This is a genomic window from Plantactinospora sp. WMMB782 (assembly GCF_049179135.1).
In the GTDB taxonomy this organism is placed as follows: domain Bacteria; phylum Actinomycetota; class Actinomycetes; order Mycobacteriales; family Micromonosporaceae; genus Plantactinospora.
On record NZ_JBMHMC010000007.1, the window covers coordinates 6,544,561 to 6,566,630 of the forward strand.

A 22,070-nucleotide genomic window follows, 5' to 3' on the forward strand; every position below is an offset into this window, starting at 1 on the left:
GTATTGTGGCCGGGTGCCCAGGAGAGCCGACCACGCCGCCCGCCGCCGGCAGCTCGCCGACGCCCTGATGCGGCTCGCCGCCACCCAGGGGCTGGAGGCGGTCAGCCTCCGGCACGTGGCAGCCGAGGCCGGGGTCTCCACCGGCATGGTGCAGCACTACTTCCGCACCAAGGACGAGATGATGACCTTCGCCCTGGAGATGGTGATGCGGGACGCGGAGCGGCGGATCACCGCCGAGGCGTCCGCCGCAGGCCGGGCGCTCGGTCCCGCCGAACTCGTCCGGACGTTGATGATCCAGATCCTGCCGCTGGACGAGCCCCGCCGCCTCGAAGGCCACGTCACCCTCGCCTTCCTCGCCTACGCCGCCGTCAAGCCGGCCGTCGCCGAAGGACTGCGCGGCAACGCCGGCCAGCTACGGACCTTCGTCGCCGACCAGATCCGCGCGGTGCAGGCGAGCAGCGACACGGCGGCCCGGGTCGATCCGGCACACGCCGCCACCGCCCTGCTCGCCCTGGTCGACGGGCTCGGCATCCACGTCCTCGGCCGGCACTACACCGGCGAGGAGGCGGTCGCCGTCCTCGACGCCCAGCTCGGACTGCTCTTCGGCGAGCCGGTCCAGCAAATCCCCGGAGCCGTCACCACCCCGGTCGGGACGGACGACGAGCGCGACCGCCGGTCCGGACGCTGGCCGCGTCCCGGAGAGGCCGGTACCGCCGGCGTCTAAACTGCCCGGGTGGAGCAGACGTCGCCGCACACGGTCCACTCGCTCGCGTCCGACCTGCGCCATCTCGGCCTCGCGGCCGGCGACGTCGTCCTGCTGCACTCGTCGATGCGCAGCCTGGGGTTCGTCGCCGGCGGTCCGCAGGCGGTCGTGCAGGCGCTGCTGGACGTGCTCGGCCCCGACGGGACGCTCGTCGTGCCCACCCACACGCCGGACAACAGCGACCCCGCCGGCTGGCGCAACCCGCCGGTTCCGGCGGCCTGGTGGGCGGAGATCCGGGACCGGATGCCGGGTTTCGACCCGGCCCGCACGCCGAGCCGCTGGATGGGCGTCGTCGCCGAGACGGCGCGCGGCTGGCCCGACGCGGTGCGCAGCAGCCATCCGCAGGTCTCCTGCGCCGCGCTGGGCCGGCACGCCGACGAGATCGTCGGCTCCCATCCGCTCGGTGACCCGCACGGCGAGCGGTCACCGCTCGGCGCGGTCAACCGGCTCGACGGCAGGGTGCTCCTGCTCGGCTGTGGACACGGCTCGAACACCTCGCTGCACCTGGCCGAAACGCGGCAGGAGACACCGCCACGCGGTACCGCCGGGGCGTCCGTACTCGGGTCGGACGGCGTCCGCCAGTGGCTGACCTGGGACGAGGTGGTCGCGGACGAGGGCGACTTCGAGCGGCTCGGTGCGGCGTTCGACGCGACCGGTGCGGTGTCGGTCGGCCGGGTCGGCGAGGCGACCGCGCGGCTGATGTCGCAGCGGGCCGTGGTGGACTTCGGCACGGCCTGGATCGCCGCGAACCGCGGCGCCGTGCGGTCGTGACCCCACCCGGCGGCACCGCCTCCGCCCGGCGCCTCGACGGACGTCAGTTCCGGACGCAGACGTACCCCGCGTAGGTGGCCGGGTCCCGGCTCGGCGTCGCCTCGACGATCCGGAAGCCGGCCCGTTCCAGCATCGGTTCGAGCAACCAGTTGAAGGTGCTGTACTCGGTACGGATGTGGGTGGCCAGTTCGGCCCTGGTCCAGCCGTCGGCACTCGACCCGGCGGCCCCGGCCAGCCAGGTCTCGAGTTGCTCCGCCGCCTGCGCCGGCTCGAAGGTGTAGACCAGGTCGCGCAGCAGCAGCACCCCGCCCGGCCGCAGCAGGCTGGCGACCCGGGTCAACGCGACCGCCTTCCAGAAGTCCGGCAACTGGTGCAAGGCGTGCCGGCTGTAGACCAGGTCGGCCGGCGGTCCCTGGTGGTGGTAGCCGAGAAACCCGGCCCGGACCACCTCGACGTTGGCCAGGCCGGCCCGCTCGGCCTCGGCCCGCAGCCGGGCCAGCATCGCCGCCGAGACGTCCACCGCCACCACCCGCCGGCACAGCCGGGCGGCGGCCAGGGTGAGCCGGCCGGTGCCGGCGCCGAGGTCGACGAGGGTGGCGTCGCCGGCCAGCCCGTGCCGGCGCAGGATCTCCAGGTCGGACCGCGGGTCGTGGCCGGCCTTGCGGTCGTAGCCGTCGACGTAGGTCGGGTCGAGGTGCTCCGGGCCGGCGTACGCCAGCTCGTCGAGCCACCAGTCGGGGTGCCGCCCGTCCATCCGTCTCCTCCGTCCCCGCCCCGGCCCGTCCGGAACCTTCGCGGGGCGAGGCGCCAGTATCGCCGCCCCGGCCGGGCGGGGACAGCCGATTTACCGCGCCGGCCCGCCGGTCCGCGCGACGGTCGGCACTAGACTTCCCCGGCGATGGACGCGCAGAACCCCACCCCCGACCCGACGGCGGATACCCGGCCCTGTGCCCACTGTGGACGGCCGGTGCCGCAGCGGGCGGCGGCGGGCCGGCCATTCCGCTACTGCCGGGACAACGACGGCGCCTGCCAGCGGGCCTCCCGCAACCAGCGGATGCGGCACCGCAACGCGCCCGGGCTGGCCGGTCAGGTGGCCCGCACCTGGGAGGTGGTCGACCGGCTCGACCAGGTCACCGAGGCACTCGCCGAGGCGCTGCACGCCGAACTCTCCCCGGTCGGGGTGGAACGCCGACTCGCCGAGGTGCGGGCCGAGGCGGCCAGCCAGATCGCGGCGGCACAGACCGAACGGGACGAGGCCCGCCGGGAGGCCGAGGCGGCGGCGGTCACCCTGCGCCAGGCCCAGCAGGCCGCCAGCGCCGCCGTCGCCGACCGGGCCGCCGCCCGGGAGGAATCCGAACGGGCCGCCCTGGCCGCCGAGCGGGCCGGCGCCGAGACCACCGCCGCGCTCGCCGCCCGGGACGCCGCCCAGCAGGCGGAAAGCGCCGCCGCCGCGCTGCGTACCCAGGCCGAGCAGGACCGCGACGCCGCCCGGCGCGACCTGCGGGCGCTGCGCGCCGAGGCGGAGGCCGACCGACGCCGGCTGACCGAACTGACCCGGGAACTGGCCGAGCTGGCCCGGGACCGCGACACCGCCCGCGCCGAGTCGGCCCGGGCGACCCGGTCGGCCGCCGAGGCGCTCGACCAGGCGGAACGGTTCCGGACGGCGGCGGAGCAGGCCCGGACCGCCGCGCGGAACTCCGCGACGGAGGCGGCCAGCCTCCGCGCCGAGGCCGGGCGGGCGGCGGCGGACGCCGCGCAGGCCCGCGACACGGCCGCCACCGCCACCGCCGAGCTGGAGCGGACCCGGACCGAGCTGCGGGCCGCCCGGGACGCCACGACCGCCGCCGAGGCCCGGCTCGGCGAGCTGACGGTACGCCTGTCGGCGGCGCAGGCCGACCGGGACGCGGCCCGGGACCGGGCCGCCCAGCTCTCCACCCAGGTCAGCGACCTCGCCGCCGCGCTGGCCGGGCTGAGCGCCCGAACCGCCGCCGGCAACTCGACCGGCCAGCCGGCAGCCGCCGGACCGCCCGCCGAACCGTGACCACCGGCTCCGGCGGCGGCCGGTGGGCATCCCGCAGGACGTCAGCCGACATATCGCGGCAATTCCCCACGGACGCAGGTGATCCCGATCACCTGCGAGGAGATCCGGCTACGCTCGGAGCGTTTGACCACTTGTACGTTTCTGCCGGCGGCGGGAATCGCCCACCCGGCACCTGTCGTTACACCGATAAGAACCACCATCACGACCGAGGGGAAAGCCGATCATGGGCGAGCGCATGCTGCGCGGGAGCCGTCTGGGAGCAGTCAGCTACGAATCCGACCGCAACACCGAGCTTGCCCCGCGACAGACCCGAGAGTACCTCTGCGCCAAGGGCCACCAGTTCGAAGTACCCTTCGCCGTCGATGCCGAAGTGCCGATGACCTGGGAATGCAAGTTCGACGGCAGCGTCGCCCGGCTGGTCGACGGCAGCGAGCCGGAGCAGAAGAAGGCCAAGCCGCCGCGTACCCACTGGGACATGCTGCTGGAGCGCCGCTCCATCGCCGAGCTGGAGAGCATCCTCGCCGAACGGCTCGAAGAGGTCCGCACCCGGCGCGGCCGGGCCTGACCGGCAACACACCAGCGACACCCACCGCCCTCACGGCCCGCACGCCGTGGGGGCGGTGCCGTCTCTGTCGACGCGCCCCGGCGGCAGCACTCTCAGGGGCGGCGCGGCTCGACGATCTCGCCCTCGATCGCCCCACCGGCAGCGGCCGGCGGCGGCCCCGGATCGGCCGGCGGCGGAGCGGCGTCCGGACGCGGCTCACCCCGCCGGACCCGCACCCGACGCGGCCCGAACAGGTCCCCGGCGGCCTGACCGGAAACCCGCCGCTCGGCGACCCCCTGCACCTGCCTCCGGACGGCGCGGCGCACCAGCGGCACCGTCAGCAGCACCCCGACCAACCCGGTGACCAGGCCGGGAATCACCAGCAGCAACCCGGCGAGCAGACCCACCAGACCGTCGCTGACCTGGCTGCCCGGCGGCTGGCCCGCCTCGACTGCGGCCCGGAACCCCCGCCAGGCCCGCAACCCCTCCCGGCGCAGCAGGACCATCCCGGCCAGCGAGGCGGCGAGCACCAGCAGGATCGCCCAACCGAACCCGATCCACCGGCCGAGCAGCACGAAGACCGCGACCTCCACGATCCCGGTCAGCAGCAGTGCCAGCGGCACGAACCTCAACCCTCGGCGCATGTCACCCCATCCGGATGTCGGGCCCACAATCCCGTACGTCCAGCATGACACGCCGCCGGTCAGGGCCAGCGGAGCCGCTGGTCGCCACGGATCTCCGCCGACCGGCCCGACACCGTCCGGCGGTCCGTCACCGACCAGAGCGTGACCCGCCACAACGCCTCACCGACGATCACCGGGCTCATCTTGCTCGTCCCCCGCTCCCGCTCGGCGAACGTGATCGGCACCTCCACGGTACGCAGCCCGGCCCGGTGCGCCCGCCAGGCCAGTTCCACCTGGAACGAGTACCCCTGCGAGGCGACCGAGTCGAGGTCGAGGCGGGCCAGCGCCGGCACCCGGTACACCCGGAACCCGCCCGTCGCGTCCGACAACGGCATCCCCAACGCCAGCCGGGTGTAGAGGTTGCCGCCCCGGGACAGCAGCTGCCGGTGCCACGGCCAGTCCACCACCTGACCGCCCGTCGTCCAGCGGGAACCGATCACCACGTCCGCGTCCCGGGCCGCGTCCAACAACCGGGGCAGCTCCTCCGGTGCGTGCGAGCCGTCGGCGTCCATCTCCACCACCGCGTCGTACCCGTGCTCGGCGGCCCAACCGAACCCCGCCACGTACGCCGCACCCAGGCCCTGCTTGCCGGGCCGGTGCAGCACGTGCACCCGGGAGTCCGCCGCCGCCATCCGGTCCGCGACCGCACCCGTGCCGTCCGGGCTGTTGTCGTCGACGATCAGCACCCGCACCCGCGGCGCCGCCCGGTGCACCCGGTCGACGATCACGCCGACGTTGTCGGCCTCGTTGTAGGTGGGGACCACCACCAGCACCCGACCGACGCCCGGATAGCCGTCCCCGTGCCCGTCCGTCGACTCGTTCACCGCTCCTCCGCATCCGCCGGGTCGCCGGCCGTCGCCGTACCGACCCCGGGGAGCGGACGTCGACGGGTCAGCGCCGCGCCGGCCAGCGCCGCCGCCGCCACGGCCAGCAGCGCCACCTCCGGCCACAGGCCGACCCGGGTGGCGACCGTACGGGTCTCCCCGAGGTGCATCTGCCGGGTCACCACCGCCGCGGTGTTGAACCCGGTCGCCCCGGTTACCCGCCCATCGGCCCCCACGAACCCGGAAACTCCGACCGTCGAGGCCATCAACGCCTCCCGGCCGTGCTCCACCGCCCGCAGCCGCACCATCGCCAACTGCTGCTCCGCCTCGGCGACGTCGAAGGTGGCGTTGTTGGTCTGCACCACCAGCACCTGCGCCCCACCGGTCACGGTGTCCCGGACCACCTCGTCGTAGGCGACCTCGAAACAGATCACGTCACCGAGGGTCACGCCGCCGACCCGCAGCACCCCCGGCTCGGTGCCGGCGACGAAGTCGTTGCGTACCCGGTCGACCTCCTTGCTGACCAGCCGGGCGACGTCACGCAGCGGCACGTACTCGGCGAACGGCACCGGATGCCGCTTCACGTACATCTGCGACCCGTCCCGGCCGGAACCCGGCAGCCACACCAGCCCCGCGTTGCGCACCTGCCCCTCGTCCGGGCCGAGCAGCACCGCGCCGACCAGGATCGGGGCGCCGACCGCGTCCGCCGCCTCCGAGATCCGCCGCCCCGCCCGCGCGTCTCGGGTCGGGTCCACGTCGCTGGAGTTCTCCGGCCAGACCACCAGATCCGGCCGCCGCGCCTCACCGGCCGCGACCCGCCGGCCCAGCTCGATCGTCGCCTCGACGTGGTTGTCCAGCACCGCCCGCCGCTGCGCGTTGAAGTCCAGCCCCATCCGGGGCACGTTGCCCTGCACGATCGCGACCTCGGCGGTCTGCGGCCCGGTCCCCGCCAGCGGCACCAGCAGCCCGCCGGCCACCAGCGCGACCGCGCCGGCGGCGAACCCCACCCCCCGGCCGGCCGACGGCAGCACCCGCCACGGCCGCCACACCGCCGCCACCAGCAGCCCACCCGCCAGCGCCACCGCGAAGGTGACGAGCGGAGCACCCCCGTACCCGGCCAGCCGCAGCAGCGGCGAGTCACCCTGGCTGAACGCCAGCCGCCCCCACGGGAAACCGCCGAACGGAGTCCGGTCCCGCAGCGCCTCCTGCGCCACCCACGCCACGCCGGTCACCAGCGGCCACGACCAGCGGAACCGATCCACCAGCGGGCCGGTGAACGCCAGTGTCAGCCCCAACAGCCCCAGGTAGGCCGCCTGCAACCCCGACAACAGCAGCCACGGCACGTTACCGGTGTACAGGTTTGTCCAGCTCAGCATCGGCAGGAACAGCGCCAGCCCGGCCAGCGCGCCGAGCCCGAACCCGGCCCGCAGCCGCCGCCGGTGCACCGCCGCCGACAGCAGCGCCACCCCGGCCGGCGCCAGCCACCACACCCCGTACGGCGGGAACGCCAGCAGCAGCACCAGCCCGGCGCCGACCGCCGCCGGCACCGCCAGCCAGAGCGGCAGTGGCCGCCCGGCCGGCCCGGCGGGCCGCCGGCCGCCCTCGGCGCTCTCCGTCAGCTCGGCCGTCACTGTCACGCGCGCCTCACGTCTTCCTCGAAGGCCACCGGCTCCGGCGCCGCTGACACCACCTGCGGAAGGCTACCGGCCGGCCACCCGAACCGGCATCCACACCGCCGCCGGCACCGGACCGAAGAATGGAGGAGGAGACGAAAATCGGGGCGCGGCCGACAGGCCGCGCCCCGATGCTCCCAGGCCCTCCCCGGCCGGTGTGGTAGGGCCCGCAGCACGACCTTCGGACCGACCGGACGTGAACTGGCTGTTCCCGTCGGGCCGTTGTCTACTGGCCGTCTGCACCACCCTGCCCGAGCACCGGTAACCGCAGCCGGTTCGCGCCGCCCCGCCGACCCCCGCCCGCTGGACCTGGCCGTTGCGACGACACGTTCACATGCCGCTCGGCCAGCGGACGAAGGGACGAAGCGAACAACAGCCGCTTCCCGTTGTAGGACTCAAAGACGGTACGTGCTACCCCCCGGGCACTGTCAACCGCCCCCCGGCCAGTCGTCGGAGTTCGATGCGGCGTGTCGGACCCGCCGCGCCGGGCCGCCCCCGGTTCGCCCTCCGTTCGCCCGCCGGAAACCCACCGGCAGCCCGATCAACCGGCCAGCAGGTGCCGGTGCAGCAGCCCCGCGGCGGCGCCCGGATGCGCCGCCGCCAACAACCCCGCCGCCGCCAGCACGTATGTGACGTCGACCACCGTACGGGCCGACCGGGGCAGCGCCCAGCCGCCCGGATAGTCGGTCAACACCCCGTCGAGCAGCCCGGCCGCGTCCGGCCCGGCATGCCGGAACACCCCGCCGGAACCGACCAGCAGCCGCACCTCCCGCAGGTCCCGCGCCGGCTGCCCGGCCGCACCATCGCCGCCCCGGGCGTGCCGGCGCACCGCCAGCACGGCCGCCAGCGCCGCGATCCGCCGCTCCGCCGCCCGCTCCGGACCCCCACCCACCAGCCGGCCCGGATCGGCCGCCAGCGTGCCCGCCACCGCCGCCAGCGGCTCCTCCTCGCCCGGCGACAGCAGCCGCTCCGCCGCCGCCGCCCGCACCACCCCGGGTGCGCTCCACCGCACCCCGAGATCACCCTCCACGGTCCGGGCCCGCCACAGCGTCCCGGCCGCCGGACGCCCCGGACCCGAATCCCGCTCGTCCGGCACCAGCACCGAGTACACGTCAGTGGTCGCACCGCCGACGTCGACGACCAGCAGGTCACCGCCGAGCCGGTCGGCCAGCACCTCCACCCCGGTCAACACCGCGTCCGGGGTCGCCGCCCGGACCAGCGCGGCGAACCGGCTCCCCCGGGACAGCCGCTTGCCGCCGATCACGTGCCGCAGGAACACCTCCCGGATCGCCGACCGGGCCGGCTGCGGCGCCAGTACGCCGATCGACGGCAGCACGTTGCCGGCCACCGTCACCGGCACCCCCCGCCCGGCCAGCAGCTCGGCGACCGCCGGGGCGGCCACCGCGTTCCCGGCCACCACCACCGGCACCCTGAAACGGGCCCGAGCCAGCCGGCCCGCGTTCGCGGTCAGCACCTCGGCGTCGCCGCCGTCGGTCCCGCCGACCAACAGCACCACGTCCGGCCGGGCCGCCCGCAGCGCCGCCAACCCGGCCCCGTCGAGCCGACCCGCACCGACGTGCACCACCCGCGCCCCGGCCGACAACCCGACCTGGTGCCCGGCCCGCGCCGTGACCAGCTCCTCGTAGCCGAGCACCGCCAGCCGCAACCCACCCCCGGCCGACGAGCAGACATACCAGGGTGCGGCGGCACCGGGAAGGCCGGCGGTCGCCTGCGCCACCGCCGCGTCCAGGCCGTGCAGCACGTCGGTGCCGACCGTGGTCCGCACCGACGCCGACGCCAGCAGCGTGCCGTCGGCCAGGTCCAGCACCGCCACCTTCGTCCAGGTGGAGCCGACGTCGGCGCAGACCGCGTACGAGACCACCGCTACCGGGGCCCGCCCTCGGCCGGTGCGCCGGCGGGCGGGACCACCACCGTGCCGACGGCGGTCACCGCCACCACCGGCGGATCGAGCACCTCGGCCGCCGACCCGCCCCGGTCCGGCCGGCCCCGGCACACCACCCGGCACTCCAGCTCCAGCGTGCGGCTGCGGGTACCGACCCGGACCACCGTCGCCGCCACCTCCAGCACGTCACCGGCCCGGATCGGCGCGCCGAACCGCACGTCCGCGTACCCGGCGAACAGCCCCTCGTCACCGTCGGTCCGGATACACACCTCGGTCGCCACGTCACCGAACAACCCCAGCGCGTACGCCCCGTCGACCAGGTTGCCGGCGTAGTGCGCGTGCGAGTACGGCACGTACCGCCGGTGCAGCACCGTCAGCCCCAACCGCGGATCCGGCACCCCGTCCACTCCGGTCATCCGGCCACCCCTTCCACATCCCGGCCCACCGATTCCGTGTCCCGGCCGTCCGATCGATCCCGATCAGCGGCCGGCACCCCGGCCGCCCGCCGATCCTCGGCGCCGACCACCAGCCGGTGCACCAGATAGCTGGCCACCTCACCCGGCGTGGTACCCCGGCCGAAGATCCGGTCCACCCCCAGCTCACCGGCCATCAACTCGTCGAACCGGGGACCCCCGACCACCAGCAGCGGCCGCCGGCCCGCCGGCATCGCCTCCCGGAACGCCGCCGACATCTCCCGGGTGTTGTGCAGGTGCGCGTCCCGCTGCGTCACCACCTGCGACACCAGCACCGCGTCCGCCCGCTCCGCCCGGGCCGCCGCCACCAGCTCCGGCACGCTCACCTGGGCACCGAGGTTCGTCACCCGCAACTCCCGGTAGTACTCCAGGCCCTTCTCCCCGGCGATCCCCTTCACGTTCAGGATCGCGTCGATCCCGACGGTGTGCGCGTCGGTGCCGATGCACGCCCCGACGACCGACAGCTTGCGGCGCAGCCGCCGCCGGACCAGGGCGTTGACCTCCTTCGCCGACAGCAGCGGATAGTCCCGCTCCACCACCCGCACCGCCGCCAGGTCCACCAGGTGGTTCACCCGGCCGTAGACGACGAAGAAGGTGAAGCCGTCCCCCATCTGCCGGGCGTGCACCAGCATCGCCGGCTCCAGGCCCATCTTCGCCGCCAGTTGCAGCGCCGCCCCCTCGGCCCGCTTGTCGTGCGGCACCGGCAGGGTGAACGACACCTGCACCATCCCGTCCCCGGTCGCGTCCCCGTACGGCCGGACGACCGGACCGCCGCTCACCGTCCCGCCTCCAGCAACTCCGTCGCCGGGTTGTAGTAGTCGTCGGCGTGCGCCGCCACCCCGGAAAGGCCCCGCCCCCGGTCAGCCGGCCGCTTCGTGATCCCGAACGTGCCGTCCGCGATCGCCGGCAACAGCCCACCGTCGGCGATCCGCTCCAACAACGTCACCGCCTCGCCGAGCACCGTCGCCGCCCGCCGCTGGATGAACCCGCCCGGCGCCGGCACGAAGTCCTCGTGCAGCCCGCCGGCCGCCCCCAGCACGTACCGGACGTTCTGCAGGGCGATGTCCCGGTCCGACAACCACGGCGTCACCACCGCCTCGGTCATCATCCCGACCAGCAGGATGCCCTGCCCGGTCATCGCACCCACCAGGTTGAAGAAGCCGTCCAGCAGGTTGCCCCGGAACACGTCCCCGGTCATGTGCCGGGTCGGCGGCATCCACTTCAACGGCGCCTCCGGGAACAGCTCCCGGGCCAGCAGCGCGTGCGCCAACTCCAACCGGAACGACTCCGGCAGATCCGGGTCGATCTCGAACGCGTGCCCCAGCCCCAACTGCGCGTCCGGCAACCCGGCCTCGTGCGCGAAGTACTCGTTGAGCAGCTGCGACACCGTCACCGTGTGCGCCTCGTCGACCGCGTCCGCCGTGGTCAGGTAGTTGTCCTCACCGGTGTTGATGACGATCCCCGCCCGGGCGTGCACCTGCCGGGAGAACCGCTGGTCGACGAAGGTCCGCACCGGGTTGATGTCCCGGAACAGGATCCCGTACATCGAGTCGTTCAGCATCATGTCCAGCCGCTCCAGGCCGGCCAGCACCGCCATCTCCGGCATGCACAACCCGGAGGCGTAGTTGGTCAACCGGACGTACCGGCCCAACTCCCTGGAGGACTCGTCCAGGGCCGCCCGCATCAGCCGGAAGTTCTGCTGCGTCGCGTACGTCCCCGCGAAGCCCTCCCGGGTCGCCCCCTCCGGCACGTAGTCCAGCAGCGACTGACCCGTCGACCGGATCACCGCGATCACGTCCGCCCCGGCCCGCGCCGCCGCCTGCGCCTGCGGGATGTCCTCGTAGATGTCCCCGGTCGCCACGATCAGATAGATCCACGGCCGCCGGGCGGGATCGCCGTGCCGGCGTACCATCCGGTCCCGCTCCACCCGGCGGCGGTCGATCCGGCGCAGACCCGCGCCGACCGCCCGGCGCGCCGCCGCCCGGGCCGACCGGGCCCGCCGGCCCGCCGGCACCTCGAACCGGACCGACCCGGCCGCCGCCTTCTGGGCCAGCAACGTCAGCGCCGCACCGACGTCCGCGGCCGCCGGCGCCGAACCGAGGTCGCGCAGCAGCGCGTCGAAGACCGGCACCGCCACCCCGTGCCGCAGCCCGACATCCACCACCACCGCGTCGAGCAGCCGGTTCACCCACGGAATCCCGTCCGGGTCCGCACCGGTCACCCCGGCCAGCCGCAACACCGCCCGCTCCACCGACACCGTCGTGTGGCACCGGGCCAGCTCCACCACCGGCTGCCCGGCCCGGCGGGCCAACTCCCGCGCCCGGGCCACCAACACCGGATCCAGCGCCAGCTTGCCGACCGGATCCGGCACCGACCCGGTAACCCGAACCGGCACCCGCCTGCCCGCCGCCGCGCTACCCGACACCATCGACCAACCCCCACTGTCGCGTCACGACGCGCCCTCCCCGTCGTAGATGACCGAGCCGCGCAGCACCGTCCGCCGGCACGTCGGCAGCGGCGTCGGATCCGCCGGGCCGCGCTCCTCCGGACTCGCCGACACCAGCACCGGCAGCCCACCGGCCACCCCGGCCGGCGTCGACCAGACCGCGAACGTCGCCGCCGCGCCCGGCACCAGCATCCCCTCGGTCAGCCGGGGATCCCGGCCCGCCGCGTCCGCCGGCACCGCCAGCCAGCCACCCCGGGTGTGCGCCGCGAACGCCGCCCGGGCACCCATCCGCTGTGCCGGATTGAAATGCGCCATCGCCGCCCGCACCGAACCCCACGGGTCCAGCGGCGTCACCGGCGAGTCCGAACCGAACGCCAGCGTCACCCCGACCCCGTGCATCGCACCCATCGGATTCGACTCCAGCGACCGCCGCACCCCCAGCCGGGACGCGTACATCTGCCGCTCGCCACCCCACAACCGGTCGAACGCCGGCTGCATGCTCGCCACGATCCCGTACTCGACGAAACCGGCGATCAGCCGCTTGTCGACGATCTCGGCATGCTCGACCCGGTGCCGCGCCGCCCGCACCCGCTCCACCCCGAGCACCCGCGCCGCACCGGCGAACCCGGCCAGCACGGTGTCGACCGCCGCGTCCCCGATCGCGTGGAAACCGCCTTGCATCCCGTGCCCGGCACAGTCCAGCAGATGATCCCGCACCTGCTCCGAGGTCAGGTAGCCGTGCCCGCACGCCCCCGGCGCACCGTCTTCGTACGGCACCGACAGGTACGCCGTACGGGCACCCAGCGCCCCGTCCGCGAAGAGGTCGCCACCCGCACCGACCGCACCCAACTGCCGGGCCCGGGCCGCACCCATCAACTCACCCCAGTAGCCGTACACCTCCGGGCCGTCCACACCGGACAGCCCGAGGACCGCCGTGAAATCCGCCTCGCTGGAGATCTCCGGACCACCGCACTCGTGCACCGCCGCGATCCCCAGCGACGCCGCCCGGCGCAACGCCACCCGCTGCGCCGCCCGCCGCTGCCCACCGGTCACCGACCCGAGCGCCAGCTCCCGCACCACGTGGTGGGCATCCCGGCGCAGCCACCCCGAGGCGTCGAAACCCGGCACCCCGGAAACCCGCGGCACCGCCGCCAGCAACGCCGACGAACAGAGCGCCGAATGGATCGACGCCTGGGACAGGTACACGCGCCGGCCGCCGGCCGCCCGGTCCAGCTCCGCCGCGTCCGGCACCCGCCCGTCCGGCCAGGCCGACTCGTCCCAGCCGTGCCCGAGCACCACCGCGTCCGCCGGCAGGCCGGCCGCGAAACTGGCGACCGCCGCGCAGACGTCCGCCGCCGAGCGCGCCCCGGACAGGTCCAGCCCGGACAGCGCCAGCCCGGTGTCGGTGGCGTGCACGTGCGCGTCCACGAACGCCGGGGTCACCAGCGCGGCGTCGAGGTCCACCACCCGGTCGGCGGCCGGGGCGTCGGCGTCCGCGCCGAGCCAGTCGATCCGGCCGTCCCGGACCAGCAGCGCGGTGGCCTGCGGATCCGCCGGAGAGTACAACCGGCCGCCACGGTAGAGCGTCGGGGGATTCGGCACCGCGGTCGAGGGGTTCGTCATGGCATCAGTCTGCCGCCAGCCGCTCGGCGAACAGCGCCCGCACACCGGGCACCGTACGCAGCAACGACAGCGCGTAGTCGGCGTGCCCCGGCAGGTAACCGTTGCCGATCAGCATCGTCACGTCGGCGGCCAACCCCTCGGCACCGAGCGCCGCCGCGGCGAAACTCGTCGCCATCGAGAAGAAGACCACCGTCCCGCCGTCGGCGGTGGCCAGGATCGCCCCGTGCTCGCAGCCGGGCACGTCCACACAGACCACCGTCACGTCCGCCGGAGCGCCCAGCGCACCCGTCACCGCCGCCGCCAGCCCCACCGGGTCCCGGGCGTCGGCGAGGACCACCTCGTCGGCCAGGCCGGCGGCGACCAGCCGGTCCCGCTCGGCCGGCACCGGCACCACCCCGACCGTCCGGGCGGCCCCCGCCTGCCGGGCGGCGGCCAGGGCCAGCGAACCGCTCTTGCCGGCCCCGCCGAGCACCGCCACCCGGGGCGCCGGATATCCGCGCACCGTGCGGGCGGTCAGCGCCGGCGCGCCGCAGACGTCGAAGACCGAAAGGCTCAGCCGGGGGTCGAGGTCGTCCGGGAGTACCGCGACGATCGAGCGGGCGAACAGGATCGCGTGCCCGGCGCAGGGGACCTGCTCGGAGCGGCCGTCCCAGCCGGCCAGCTCGTCGGTGACCGCCAGCGGGGTCAGGGTGAGCGAGACAAGCGTCGCGACCCGGTCGCCGGGCCTGACCGGCAGCGGCGACTCCGGCCCCACCTCGGCGACCGTGCCGACGAGCATGCCACCGGAACCGGTGACCGGATTGTGCATCTTGCCGCGCTCGCGGATGATGCCGAGCACCTCGGCCCGGACCGCCGCGCCGTCCCCGCCGTGCTTCTCCGACAACTGCCGGAAGCTCGCCGCGTCCAGGTTCAGCCGCTCGATCCGGATCCGCACCTCGTCGGCGCCGATCTCGCCCCCGGCGTCCAACCGGTACGCCGCCTGCGGCAGCACGCCGGCCGGCTCCCGTACCCGGTGCAGTCCGACCGCCGAGGTCACCCCCGCCGCATTCTCCCGGGTTGTCCGCACCGCGTCTCCTCCTCCCGCCGTCCCGCCCGACCCGACCTCCGTCGGACGGGGCATCCCGTCCGACGGGGCATCAGCTCGGCAGGCCGGCCGACAGACTCGCCCTCAGACCCGCTAGCAACGGGAAAACTTACGGCAGGATATTTCCTCGACGGGAAATCTTCCAGTAGCGTTCAAGGTCAAGGTGCAGGTCGAGGCCAACCGCCCGCCGCAGCCCGCCGGCATCCGAACGACCGGTACCCGAAAGACTGGAGGAGGCGCCGTGACCCAGGTCGAACCGGCAACCGCCGTGCTCGCCCCCCGCGACCCCGCCGGACCGGCACACCCGGACCCGACCGAACGGCCCGGCACCGGCCAGCCGTACGAATACCGCCGCCGCGCCCTGGTCGAACCCGACTGGACCCGCTTCCCCGGCTGGCGGCACGTCACCCGCGAACAGTGGGAGTCCGCGCAGTGGCAGCGCGCCAACTGCGTCAAGAACGTCAAGCAGCTCCGCGCCGTCCTCGGCGACGGCGTCGACGACGACTGCTACGCCGACCTCGACACCGACCAGGCCACCCGGGCCACCATGTCGATGCTGGTCCCGCCGCAGATGCTCAACACGATGATGCCGGACGGCCCGGTCAGCACCGACGCCTTCCGGGCCGACCCGATCCGCCGGTACATGCTGCCGCTCGCCGGCGACCGGCGCACCGACTGGCCCTCCCACCCGTACGCCACCCGCGACTCGCTGCACGAACACGACATGTGGGTCGCCGAGGGACTCACCCACCGCTACCCCACCAAGGTGCTCGCCGAACTGCTCTCCACCTGCCCCCAGTACTGCGGGCACTGCACCCGGATGGACCTGGTCGGCAACTCCACCCCGACGGTGCAAAAGCTCCGGCTCAGCCTCAAGCCCGTCGACAGGTACGACGCGCACGTCGACTACCTGCGCGCCCACCCCGGCGTACGGGACGTGGTCGTCTCCGGCGGCGACGTCGCCAACGTGCCGTGGCGGCACCTGGAGTCGTACCTGATGCGGCTGCTCCAGATCGAGACGATCCGGGACATCCGGCTGGCCACCAAGGCGCTCGCCGGACTACCCCAGCACTGGCTCCAGCCCGAGGTGGTGGAGGGACTCGAACGGGTCGCCCGGACCGCCGCCCGGCGCGGCGTCAACCTCGCCATCCACACCCACGTCAACCACGTGCGGTCGCTAACCCCGCTGGTCGCCCGCGCCGCGCAGACCGCCCTGGAGGTCGGCGTCCGGGACGTGCGCAACCAGGGTGTACTGATGCGCGGAGTCAACGCGACCGCCGCCGACCTGCTCGACCTCTGCTTCGCACTCCAGGGGGAAGCGGGAATCCTGCCGTACTACTTCTACATGTGCGACATGATCCCGAACGCGGAACACTGGCGGGTGCCGGTCTGGCACGCCCAGCGGCTCCAGCACGACATGATGGGCTACCTGCCCGGCTACGCCACCCCGCGGATCGTCTGTGACGTGCCCTTCGTCGGCAAGCGCTGGGTGCACATGGTCACCGAGTACGACCGGGAACGCGGCATCTCCTACTGGACCAAGAACTACCGTACGTCGATCGAGTCCGACGACCTCGCCGCGCTGGACCGGCGGTACGCCTACTACGACCCGATCGACAGCCTGCCCGAGGCCGGCCGGGCCTGGTGGGCCCGGCACGGCGCTCAGACGGATCACTGAGGACGGGCCGACGGCGACCTCAACGGTCGAACGTCTCCCTGGCGTTGCGGCCGGCGTCCTTCATGTTGGAGCCGGCCTGCTTCGCCTTGGCCCGCATCTGCTCGGAGGCGCCCTCGCCACGCATCTGCTCGTTGTCGGTCCGGTCGCCCATCCGCTCCTTGGCGGCGCCCTTCAACTCCTCCGCCTTGTTGCGCATCTTGTCCATGGCACTCATGTCGCACTCCTCACCTCGATGCCTCCGCTCGCGGCGGCTGCTCCCAGGTCGCTTGCCCGGCAGGGCTGGCATGAAACCTGGCTAATCAGCACGTAACGCTGCTGAACGGATCTTCCGGGCGGGTTCTCAACGTCGGTGCCGGTAGTGCCTTCTCGGGCTGTCACCGCAGGCACATCGCGTAAGGCATCCTAGGACGCTAGCTTACAGTAGCGACCACCAGGGGGGCGTGCTCGACATCGATTGGCTTCTATGAGACCGTGTCCATCCAGGCAGGAAGGACGGCGACTGTGCGAACGAAGAGCCGGCTCGGATCGCTCGGCACGGCGCTGGCCGTCGGCGCGGCGGCCATCCTGGTGGCGGTGGCGGGACCGGAGACGCCCGCCCAGGCGGCGCCGGTCACCATCACCAACGGCACGCAGTTCCGCGACACCGGCGGCAACCTGCTCCAGGCGCACGGCGGTGGGGTGCTGAAGGTCGGCGACCACTACTACTGGTTCGGCGAGAACCGCAACCCGGACAACACCTTCCGGGCCGTCTCCGTGTACCGCTCCACCAACCTGCGCGACTGGGAGTTCCGCAACAACGTACTCACCCAGTCGTCCGCCGCCGAGTTGCAGGTCGCCAACATCGAACGACCGAAGGTGGTCTACAACGCCAGCACCGGCCGGTACGTGATGTGGATGCACAAGGAGAACGGCTCCAACTACAACGAGGCCCGCGCCGCCGTCGCCTCCGCCGCCACCGTGGACGGCAACTACACCTACCACGGCAGCTTCCGGCCGCTCGGCCAGCACATGTCCCGGGACATCACGCTCTACAACGACAACGGCACCGCGTACATGATCTCGGCCGCCGACGAGAACTACGACCTGCACATCTACCGGCTCACACCGGACTACCTGAACGTCGCCACCCTGGTCGGCAACTTCTGGAACGACGCCCACCGCGAGGCACCGGCGATGTTCAAGCGCGGCAGCACCTACTTCCTGCTCACCTCGGGGGCAACCGGCTGGAACCCCAACCAGGCCAGGTACGCCACCGCGGCAAGCATCTCCGGCCCGTGGAGCGGCTGGACGAACGTCGGCGACTCGACCACCTTCCGGTCCCAGCCGACCTACGTGCTGCCGATCCAGGGCAGCTCCACCACCAGCTACCTCTACCTGGGCGACCGCTGGGCCGGCGCCTGGGGCGGGCCGGTGAACGACTCCCAGTATGTCTGGCTGCCGATCAGCTTCCCGTCCAGCACCAGCATGAGCCTGAGCTGGTACCCGACGATCACCATCGACACCGCCACCGGCGTCGTCACCGGCCAGTCGCCGCCCTACCACCGGATCACCGCCCGGCACAGCGGAAAGGTCCTCGACGTGGTCGGCAACTCCACGGCCGACAACGCCGAGGTCAAGCAGTACGCCTGGAACGGCGGCGGGAACCAGAGGTGGGAGTTCCAGGACGCCGGCGGCGGGTACTTCCGGATCGTCAACCAGAACAGCGGCAAGTGCCTCGACGTCGCCTCCGCCTCGACGGCCGACGGCGCCAACGTCATCCAGTACGGCTGCGGCGCCGGCAGCAACCAGCAGTGGCAGTGGGTCGCCACCGGCGGCTACCACCAGCTCCGGGCCCGGCACAGCGGCAAGTGCCTCGACGTGGTCAGCGGCGGCACCACCGACGGCACCGACGTCACCCAGTACAGCTGCGGCAGCGGGACGAACCAGCAGTGGACCCGGACCCAGTCGTGACACCGGAGGGGTCCTGAGCACGGCTACCATCGGGCGATGGCGGAGATCATACTCGTCCGGCACGGGGAGACCAGCTGGAGTGCCGGTCACCGGCACACCTCGTACACGGATCTGGAGCTGACCCCGGACGGCGAGCGGCAGGCCCGGCGGATCGCCGGGGAGCTCGGCGGGCGCTCCTTCGCCGCCGTCCTCGCCAGCCCCCGGCGGCGGGCGCTGCGCACCGCGGAACTCGCCGGGCTGCCCGTCAGCGAGGTGGTCGACGACCTCCGCGAGTGGAACTACGGCGACTACGAGGGGCTGACCACCGAGCAGATCCGCCGGGACCGCCCGGACTGGCTGCTCTGGACCGACGGCTGCCCCGGCGGGGAGTCCCCGGAGCAGGTCGGTGCCCGGCTGGACAGGGTGTTGGCCCGAGCCGCCGACCTGCTCGACAGCGGCGACGTGGCGCTGGTCGCGCACGGGCACAGCCTGCGGGTGGCCGGGGCGCGCTGGATCGGACTACCGGCCGGCGACGGCGGCCGGCTGCGCCTGGACACCGCGACGGTCTCCGCGCTCGGCTACGAGCACGGCCGCCCGGTCATCCTGCGCTGGAACTCGCCGGGTCGGGCGGCAGCGCCCGCAGCCGAGCCGACGCCGGGTCCGAACTGAGCTTCGAGGTCGCCGGCAGCTTCGGCGGGCGGCTCTCGTACGGAATGGAGAGCACCACAGTCGTCCGGGTGGTGACGTTCGCCGCCGTGCGGATCTCCTGGAGCACCCGTTCCAGGTCGACCGGACTGGCCACCCGGACCAGCAGCAGGTAGAAGTCCTCCCCCGCCACCGAGTAGCACGAGTCGATCTCCGGCAGGTGGGCCAGCCGCTCCGGCGCGTCGTCGGGCTGCGACGGATCCAGCGGCCGGATCGCCACGAAGGCGCTCAGCGGCAGGTCGATCGCCTCGAACGCGATCCGCGCCGCGTACCCCTTGATCACACCGCGTTGCTCCAGCCGGCGGACCCGCTGGTGCACCGCGGAGACCGACAGCCCCACCCGCTCGGCCAGGTCCGTGTACGACAGCCGGCCGTCGGCGGCCAGCGCCGCCACGATCGCCCGATCGGTCTCCTCCACGGCGTGCAACCTACCGGCAAAAGCCCGTCCCGGACGACTCCGAACCGCCTCGCGTCGGCGCGGCACGTCATCAGGCCGACAGCCGGCGGCCCCGGGTCGGGGGCCGACGGCGGGTCCGGACGCGGGCAACCGCCGGTGCCCGACGTTCGGGATCGTGTCGCACAGCTCCGGGCGGCGGCGGCCCGGATCGGCGGTCAGCCGGCCAGCGAGCGGGCGATCACCAGGCGTTGGATCTGGTTGGTCCCCTCGACGATCTGCAACACCTTCGCCTCCCGCATGTACCGCTCGACCGGGTGGTCGGCCACGTAGCCGGCGCCGCCGAGCACCTGCACGGCGTCGGTGGTCACCCGCATCGCGGTGTCGGTGGCGAAGAGCTTCGCCTTGGCCGCCTCGATCGAGTACGGCCGGCCGGCGTCGCGGAGCCGGGCGGCGGCCAGGGTCAGCGAACGGGCCGCCGACACCTGGGTCGCCAGGTCGGCCAGCAGGAAGCCCAGCCCCTGGAAGTCGATGACGCGCTGACCGAACTGCTCCCGCTGCCGGGCGTACCCGACCGCGTAGTCGAGCGCCGCCTGGGCCAGCCCGACCGCACAGGCGGCGATGCCCAGCCGGCCGCTGTCCAGCGCCGACATGGCGATCCGGAAGCCCTCCCCCTCGGCGCCGACCAGCCGGTCGGCCGGGATCCGGGCGTCGTCGAAGGCGATCTGGGCGATCGGCGAGGCGCGCAGCCCCATCGTCCGCTCCGGGGTCTGCGGCACGATCCCGGCGGTGCCGGCGTCGGCGAGCAGGCAGGAGATGCCCCGGGCGCCGGGACCGCCGGTGCGGCAGAAGACGTTGTAGAAGTCGGCGTTGCCGGCGTGCGTGATCCAGGCCTTGGTGCCGGAGACGAGGTAGTCGTCGCCGTCCCGCCGCGCCCGGGTGGCCAGCGCCGCCGCATCGGAACCGCCCTGCGGCTCGGAGAGGCAGTACGCGCCGAGCAGCTCGCCGCCGAGCATGTCCGGGAGCAGCTTGCGTACCTGCTCGCCGCCGTAGGCGGCGACCGGGAAGCAGGAGAGGGTGTGCACGCTGACCGCCTCGGCCACCGCCAGCCAGCGGCTGGCCAGGATCTCCAGCACCTGGAGGTAGACCTCGTACGGCTGGGCGGCGCCGCCGTACTCCTCCGGGTACGGCAGGCCGAGCAGTCCGGCCCGGCCGAGGGTACGCAGCAGATCGCGCGGGAACTCGCCGCGCTGCTCGAAGTCGGCGGCCCGGGGTGCGAGTTCCCGGTCGGCGAGTTCGGTGACGAGGTCGAGCAGTTCGTACGCCTCGTCGGTGGGCAGGATCCGGTCGACGGTCATAGCCGCACCAACTCCCGGGAAATGGTGTTCAGCCGCTCCACCCCGTCCGGGGTGCAGACCACGATGTCCTCGATCCGGGCGCCGTGCCGCCCGGCCAGATAGATCCCCGGCTCGACCGAGAACGCCATCCCCGGTTCGAGCGGCCGCGTGTTGCCGGCGACCAGGTAGGGGTCCTCGTGCCCGTCCAGCCCGATGCCGTGCCCGGTGCGGTGCAGGAAGGCGGCGCCGTAGCCGGCCTCGCTGATGACGTCCCGGGCGACCGCGTCCACCGCCGCCGCGCTGACGCCGGGGCGTACCGCGCCGACCGCGGCCCGCTGGGCGGCGTGCAGCACCTCGTAGTAGTCGAGGTACTCCGGCGGCGGTGTGCCGAGCACGTAGCAGCGGGTGGAGTCGGAGCAGTAGCCGGACGGCATGGTGCCGCCGATGTCGACCACCACCGGCTCGCCGAGCCCGATGACCCGGTCGGAGGTGCCGTGGTGCGGGCTGGCGCCGTTCGGGCCGGCGGCGACGATCGCGAAGTCGGCGGTGGCGTGGCCCGCCTCCCGGATCGCCACCGAGATGTCGGCGGCGACCTGCGCCTCGGTCCGGCCGGGGCGCAGCCACTGCGCCATCCGGGCGTGTACCGCGTCGATCGCGGCGCCGGCGGAGCGCAGCGCCGCCACCTCGGCCGGCGACTTGCGCAGCCGCAGCCCGCGCAGCACCTCTCCGGCCAGCCGCTGGGTGCTGCCGGGCAACGCGGCGCGCAGCGCCAGGACCTGCTCGGCCCACATCCGGTCACCGAGCCCGACCGCACCGACCGGCCCGCCGAGGGCGCGCACGACCAGCGGGTACGGGTCGCTGCCGTCCGGATGGTCCACGATGCGTACCCCGGCGCGGGGGGCCGGGGACGCCTCGGCGGCCGGCCGCTCCAGGGTCGGCACGACGAGGGTGGGTTCACCGGTCGCCGGCAGCACCAGGCAGGTGAGCCGTTCCAGGGCGTGCGCGTGGTAGCCGGTCAGGTAGCGCAGGTCGGAGCCGGGCGGGAGCAGCAGGGCGTCCAGCCCGGCGTCGGCGGTGGCGCGCTGGGCCGCGGCCAGCCGGTCCGGCGGATAGAGGTCTTCGTCACCCACCGGAACAGCTTAACGGTCGTTCGGGTGGAATCCCGCCCCCGGAAGCACATCGGGATCACGCCCCGGAAG

General features: G+C 74.0%; 20 protein-coding genes and 1 pseudogene. 7 read left to right on the top strand and 14 right to left on the bottom strand.

Annotation, left to right across the window (positions count from 1 at the left end; all coding sequences use genetic code 11):
* Nucleotides 1-13 precede the first annotated feature (13 nt).
* Together ACN28A_RS31280 and ACN28A_RS31285 are read left to right on the top strand one after the other, a co-directional pair.
* Nucleotides 14-724, top strand: a complete 711-nt coding sequence (locus tag ACN28A_RS31280) for a TetR/AcrR family transcriptional regulator (RefSeq protein WP_421401386.1) — start codon at nt 14-16, stop codon at nt 722-724.
* A 9-nt stretch (nt 725-733) separates the two neighbouring features.
* Complete coding sequence (locus ACN28A_RS31285) at nt 734-1,534, top strand: aminoglycoside N(3)-acetyltransferase (protein ID WP_421401389.1); 801 nt, start codon at nt 734-736, stop codon at nt 1,532-1,534.
* Nucleotides 1,535-1,577: 43 nt separating this feature from the next.
* Here the strand turns inward: ACN28A_RS31285 and ACN28A_RS31290 are convergent, their stop codons facing one another.
* Nucleotides 1,578-2,288: a class I SAM-dependent methyltransferase gene (locus ACN28A_RS31290; RefSeq protein ID WP_421401392.1), complete on the bottom strand. Its 711-nt coding sequence runs from the start codon at nt 2,286-2,288 to the stop codon at nt 1,578-1,580.
* A 144-nt stretch (nt 2,289-2,432) separates the two neighbouring features.
* On the opposite strand from ACN28A_RS31290, the gene ACN28A_RS31295 reads away from it, so the two are divergent.
* On the top strand, nt 2,433-3,575 hold the full coding sequence (locus tag ACN28A_RS31295) for a hypothetical protein (RefSeq protein WP_421401395.1): 1,143 nt from the start codon (nt 2,433-2,435) through the stop codon (nt 3,573-3,575).
* Nucleotides 3,576-3,798: 223 nt separating this feature from the next.
* Complete coding sequence (locus tag ACN28A_RS31300) at nt 3,799-4,140, top strand: RNA polymerase-binding protein RbpA (RefSeq protein WP_101366032.1); 342 nt, start codon at nt 3,799-3,801, stop codon at nt 4,138-4,140.
* A 92-nt stretch (nt 4,141-4,232) separates the two neighbouring features.
* Here the strand turns inward: ACN28A_RS31300 and ACN28A_RS31305 are convergent, their stop codons facing one another.
* The 9 genes and pseudogenes from ACN28A_RS31305 to ACN28A_RS31345 form a co-directional block, all read right to left on the bottom strand.
* Nucleotides 4,233-4,763 carry an FxsA family protein gene (locus ACN28A_RS31305; protein WP_421401398.1) on the bottom strand — a complete coding sequence of 177 codons (531 nt, stop codon included), beginning with the start codon at nt 4,761-4,763 and terminating at the stop codon, nt 4,233-4,235.
* A gap of 59 nt (nt 4,764-4,822) precedes the next feature.
* A complete protein-coding gene (locus ACN28A_RS31310; protein ID WP_421401400.1) occupies nt 4,823-5,626 on the bottom strand; it encodes a polyprenol monophosphomannose synthase in 804 nt (267 codons plus the stop codon).
* Nucleotides 5,623-7,257, bottom strand: coding sequence for an apolipoprotein N-acyltransferase (lnt, locus tag ACN28A_RS31315; protein WP_421404732.1), 1,635 nt, complete (start codon nt 7,255-7,257; stop codon nt 5,623-5,625). The genes ACN28A_RS31310 and lnt overlap by 4 nt, the downstream gene beginning before the upstream one ends.
* Before the next feature lie 583 nt (nt 7,258-7,840).
* A complete protein-coding gene (locus tag ACN28A_RS31320; protein WP_421401402.1) occupies nt 7,841-9,181 on the bottom strand; it encodes a glutamate mutase L in 1,341 nt (446 codons plus the stop codon).
* Nucleotides 9,182-9,183: 2 nt separating this feature from the next.
* The gene (locus ACN28A_RS31325; protein WP_421404734.1) at nt 9,184-9,600 is read right to left on the bottom strand and encodes a hotdog domain-containing protein; all 417 of its coding nucleotides are present in this window, start codon (nt 9,598-9,600) and stop codon (nt 9,184-9,186) included.
* A gap of 125 nt (nt 9,601-9,725) precedes the next feature.
* A pseudogene (locus ACN28A_RS31330) lies at nt 9,726-10,454 on the bottom strand (OAM dimerization domain-containing protein); the annotation flags it as partial.
* Nucleotides 10,451-12,103 carry a lysine 5,6-aminomutase subunit alpha TIM-barrel domain-containing protein gene (locus ACN28A_RS31335; RefSeq protein WP_421401404.1) on the bottom strand — a complete coding sequence of 551 codons (1,653 nt, stop codon included), beginning with the start codon at nt 12,101-12,103 and terminating at the stop codon, nt 10,451-10,453. The gene ACN28A_RS31335 and the pseudogene ACN28A_RS31330, both read right to left, overlap by 4 nt.
* A gap of 21 nt (nt 12,104-12,124) precedes the next feature.
* Complete coding sequence (locus ACN28A_RS31340) at nt 12,125-13,723, bottom strand: amidohydrolase (protein ID WP_421404736.1); 1,599 nt, start codon at nt 13,721-13,723, stop codon at nt 12,125-12,127.
* A 25-nt stretch (nt 13,724-13,748) separates the two neighbouring features.
* Entirely contained in the window at nt 13,749-14,780 is a 1,032-nt protein-coding gene (locus tag ACN28A_RS31345; RefSeq protein ID WP_421404738.1) for a zinc-binding alcohol dehydrogenase, read from the bottom strand.
* Nucleotides 14,781-15,069: 289 nt separating this feature from the next.
* Here ACN28A_RS31345 and ACN28A_RS31350 point away from each other — a divergent pair, with 289 nt between their 5' ends.
* On the top strand, nt 15,070-16,506 hold the full coding sequence (locus ACN28A_RS31350; RefSeq protein WP_421401406.1) for a KamA family radical SAM protein: 1,437 nt from the start codon (nt 15,070-15,072) through the stop codon (nt 16,504-16,506).
* 19 nt (nt 16,507-16,525) lie between these two features.
* On the opposite strand, the gene ACN28A_RS31355 is transcribed toward ACN28A_RS31350, so the two are convergent.
* Complete coding sequence (locus ACN28A_RS31355) at nt 16,526-16,720, bottom strand: CsbD family protein (protein WP_421401408.1); 195 nt, start codon at nt 16,718-16,720, stop codon at nt 16,526-16,528.
* Between the two features lie 287 nt (nt 16,721-17,007).
* On the opposite strand from ACN28A_RS31355, the gene ACN28A_RS31360 reads away from it, so the two are divergent.
* Nucleotides 17,008-18,456, top strand: a complete 1,449-nt coding sequence (locus ACN28A_RS31360; RefSeq protein ID WP_421401411.1) for an RICIN domain-containing protein — start codon at nt 17,008-17,010, stop codon at nt 18,454-18,456.
* A 36-nt stretch (nt 18,457-18,492) separates the two neighbouring features.
* Nucleotides 18,493-19,104: a histidine phosphatase family protein gene (locus tag ACN28A_RS31365; protein WP_421401413.1), complete on the top strand. Its 612-nt coding sequence runs from the start codon at nt 18,493-18,495 to the stop codon at nt 19,102-19,104.
* Here the strand turns inward: ACN28A_RS31365 and ACN28A_RS31370 are convergent.
* The 3 genes from ACN28A_RS31370 to ACN28A_RS31380 all read right to left on the bottom strand — a co-directional run bounded on the left by ACN28A_RS31370 (nt 19,034) and on the right by ACN28A_RS31380 (nt 22,001).
* Nucleotides 19,034-19,558 (bottom strand): Lrp/AsnC family transcriptional regulator, encoded by a 525-nt coding sequence (locus ACN28A_RS31370; protein ID WP_421401416.1) that lies wholly within the window; start codon nt 19,556-19,558, stop codon nt 19,034-19,036. The two genes, ACN28A_RS31365 and ACN28A_RS31370, sit on opposite strands and share 71 nt — an antisense overlap.
* Before the next feature lie 194 nt (nt 19,559-19,752).
* The gene (locus tag ACN28A_RS31375) at nt 19,753-20,892 is read right to left on the bottom strand and encodes an acyl-CoA dehydrogenase family protein (RefSeq protein WP_421401417.1); all 1,140 of its coding nucleotides are present in this window, start codon (nt 20,890-20,892) and stop codon (nt 19,753-19,755) included.
* Entirely contained in the window at nt 20,889-22,001 is a 1,113-nt protein-coding gene (locus tag ACN28A_RS31380) for a M24 family metallopeptidase (RefSeq protein ID WP_421401419.1), read from the bottom strand. The genes ACN28A_RS31375 and ACN28A_RS31380 overlap by 4 nt, the downstream gene beginning before the upstream one ends.
* Between the last annotated feature and the right edge of the window lie 69 nt (nt 22,002-22,070).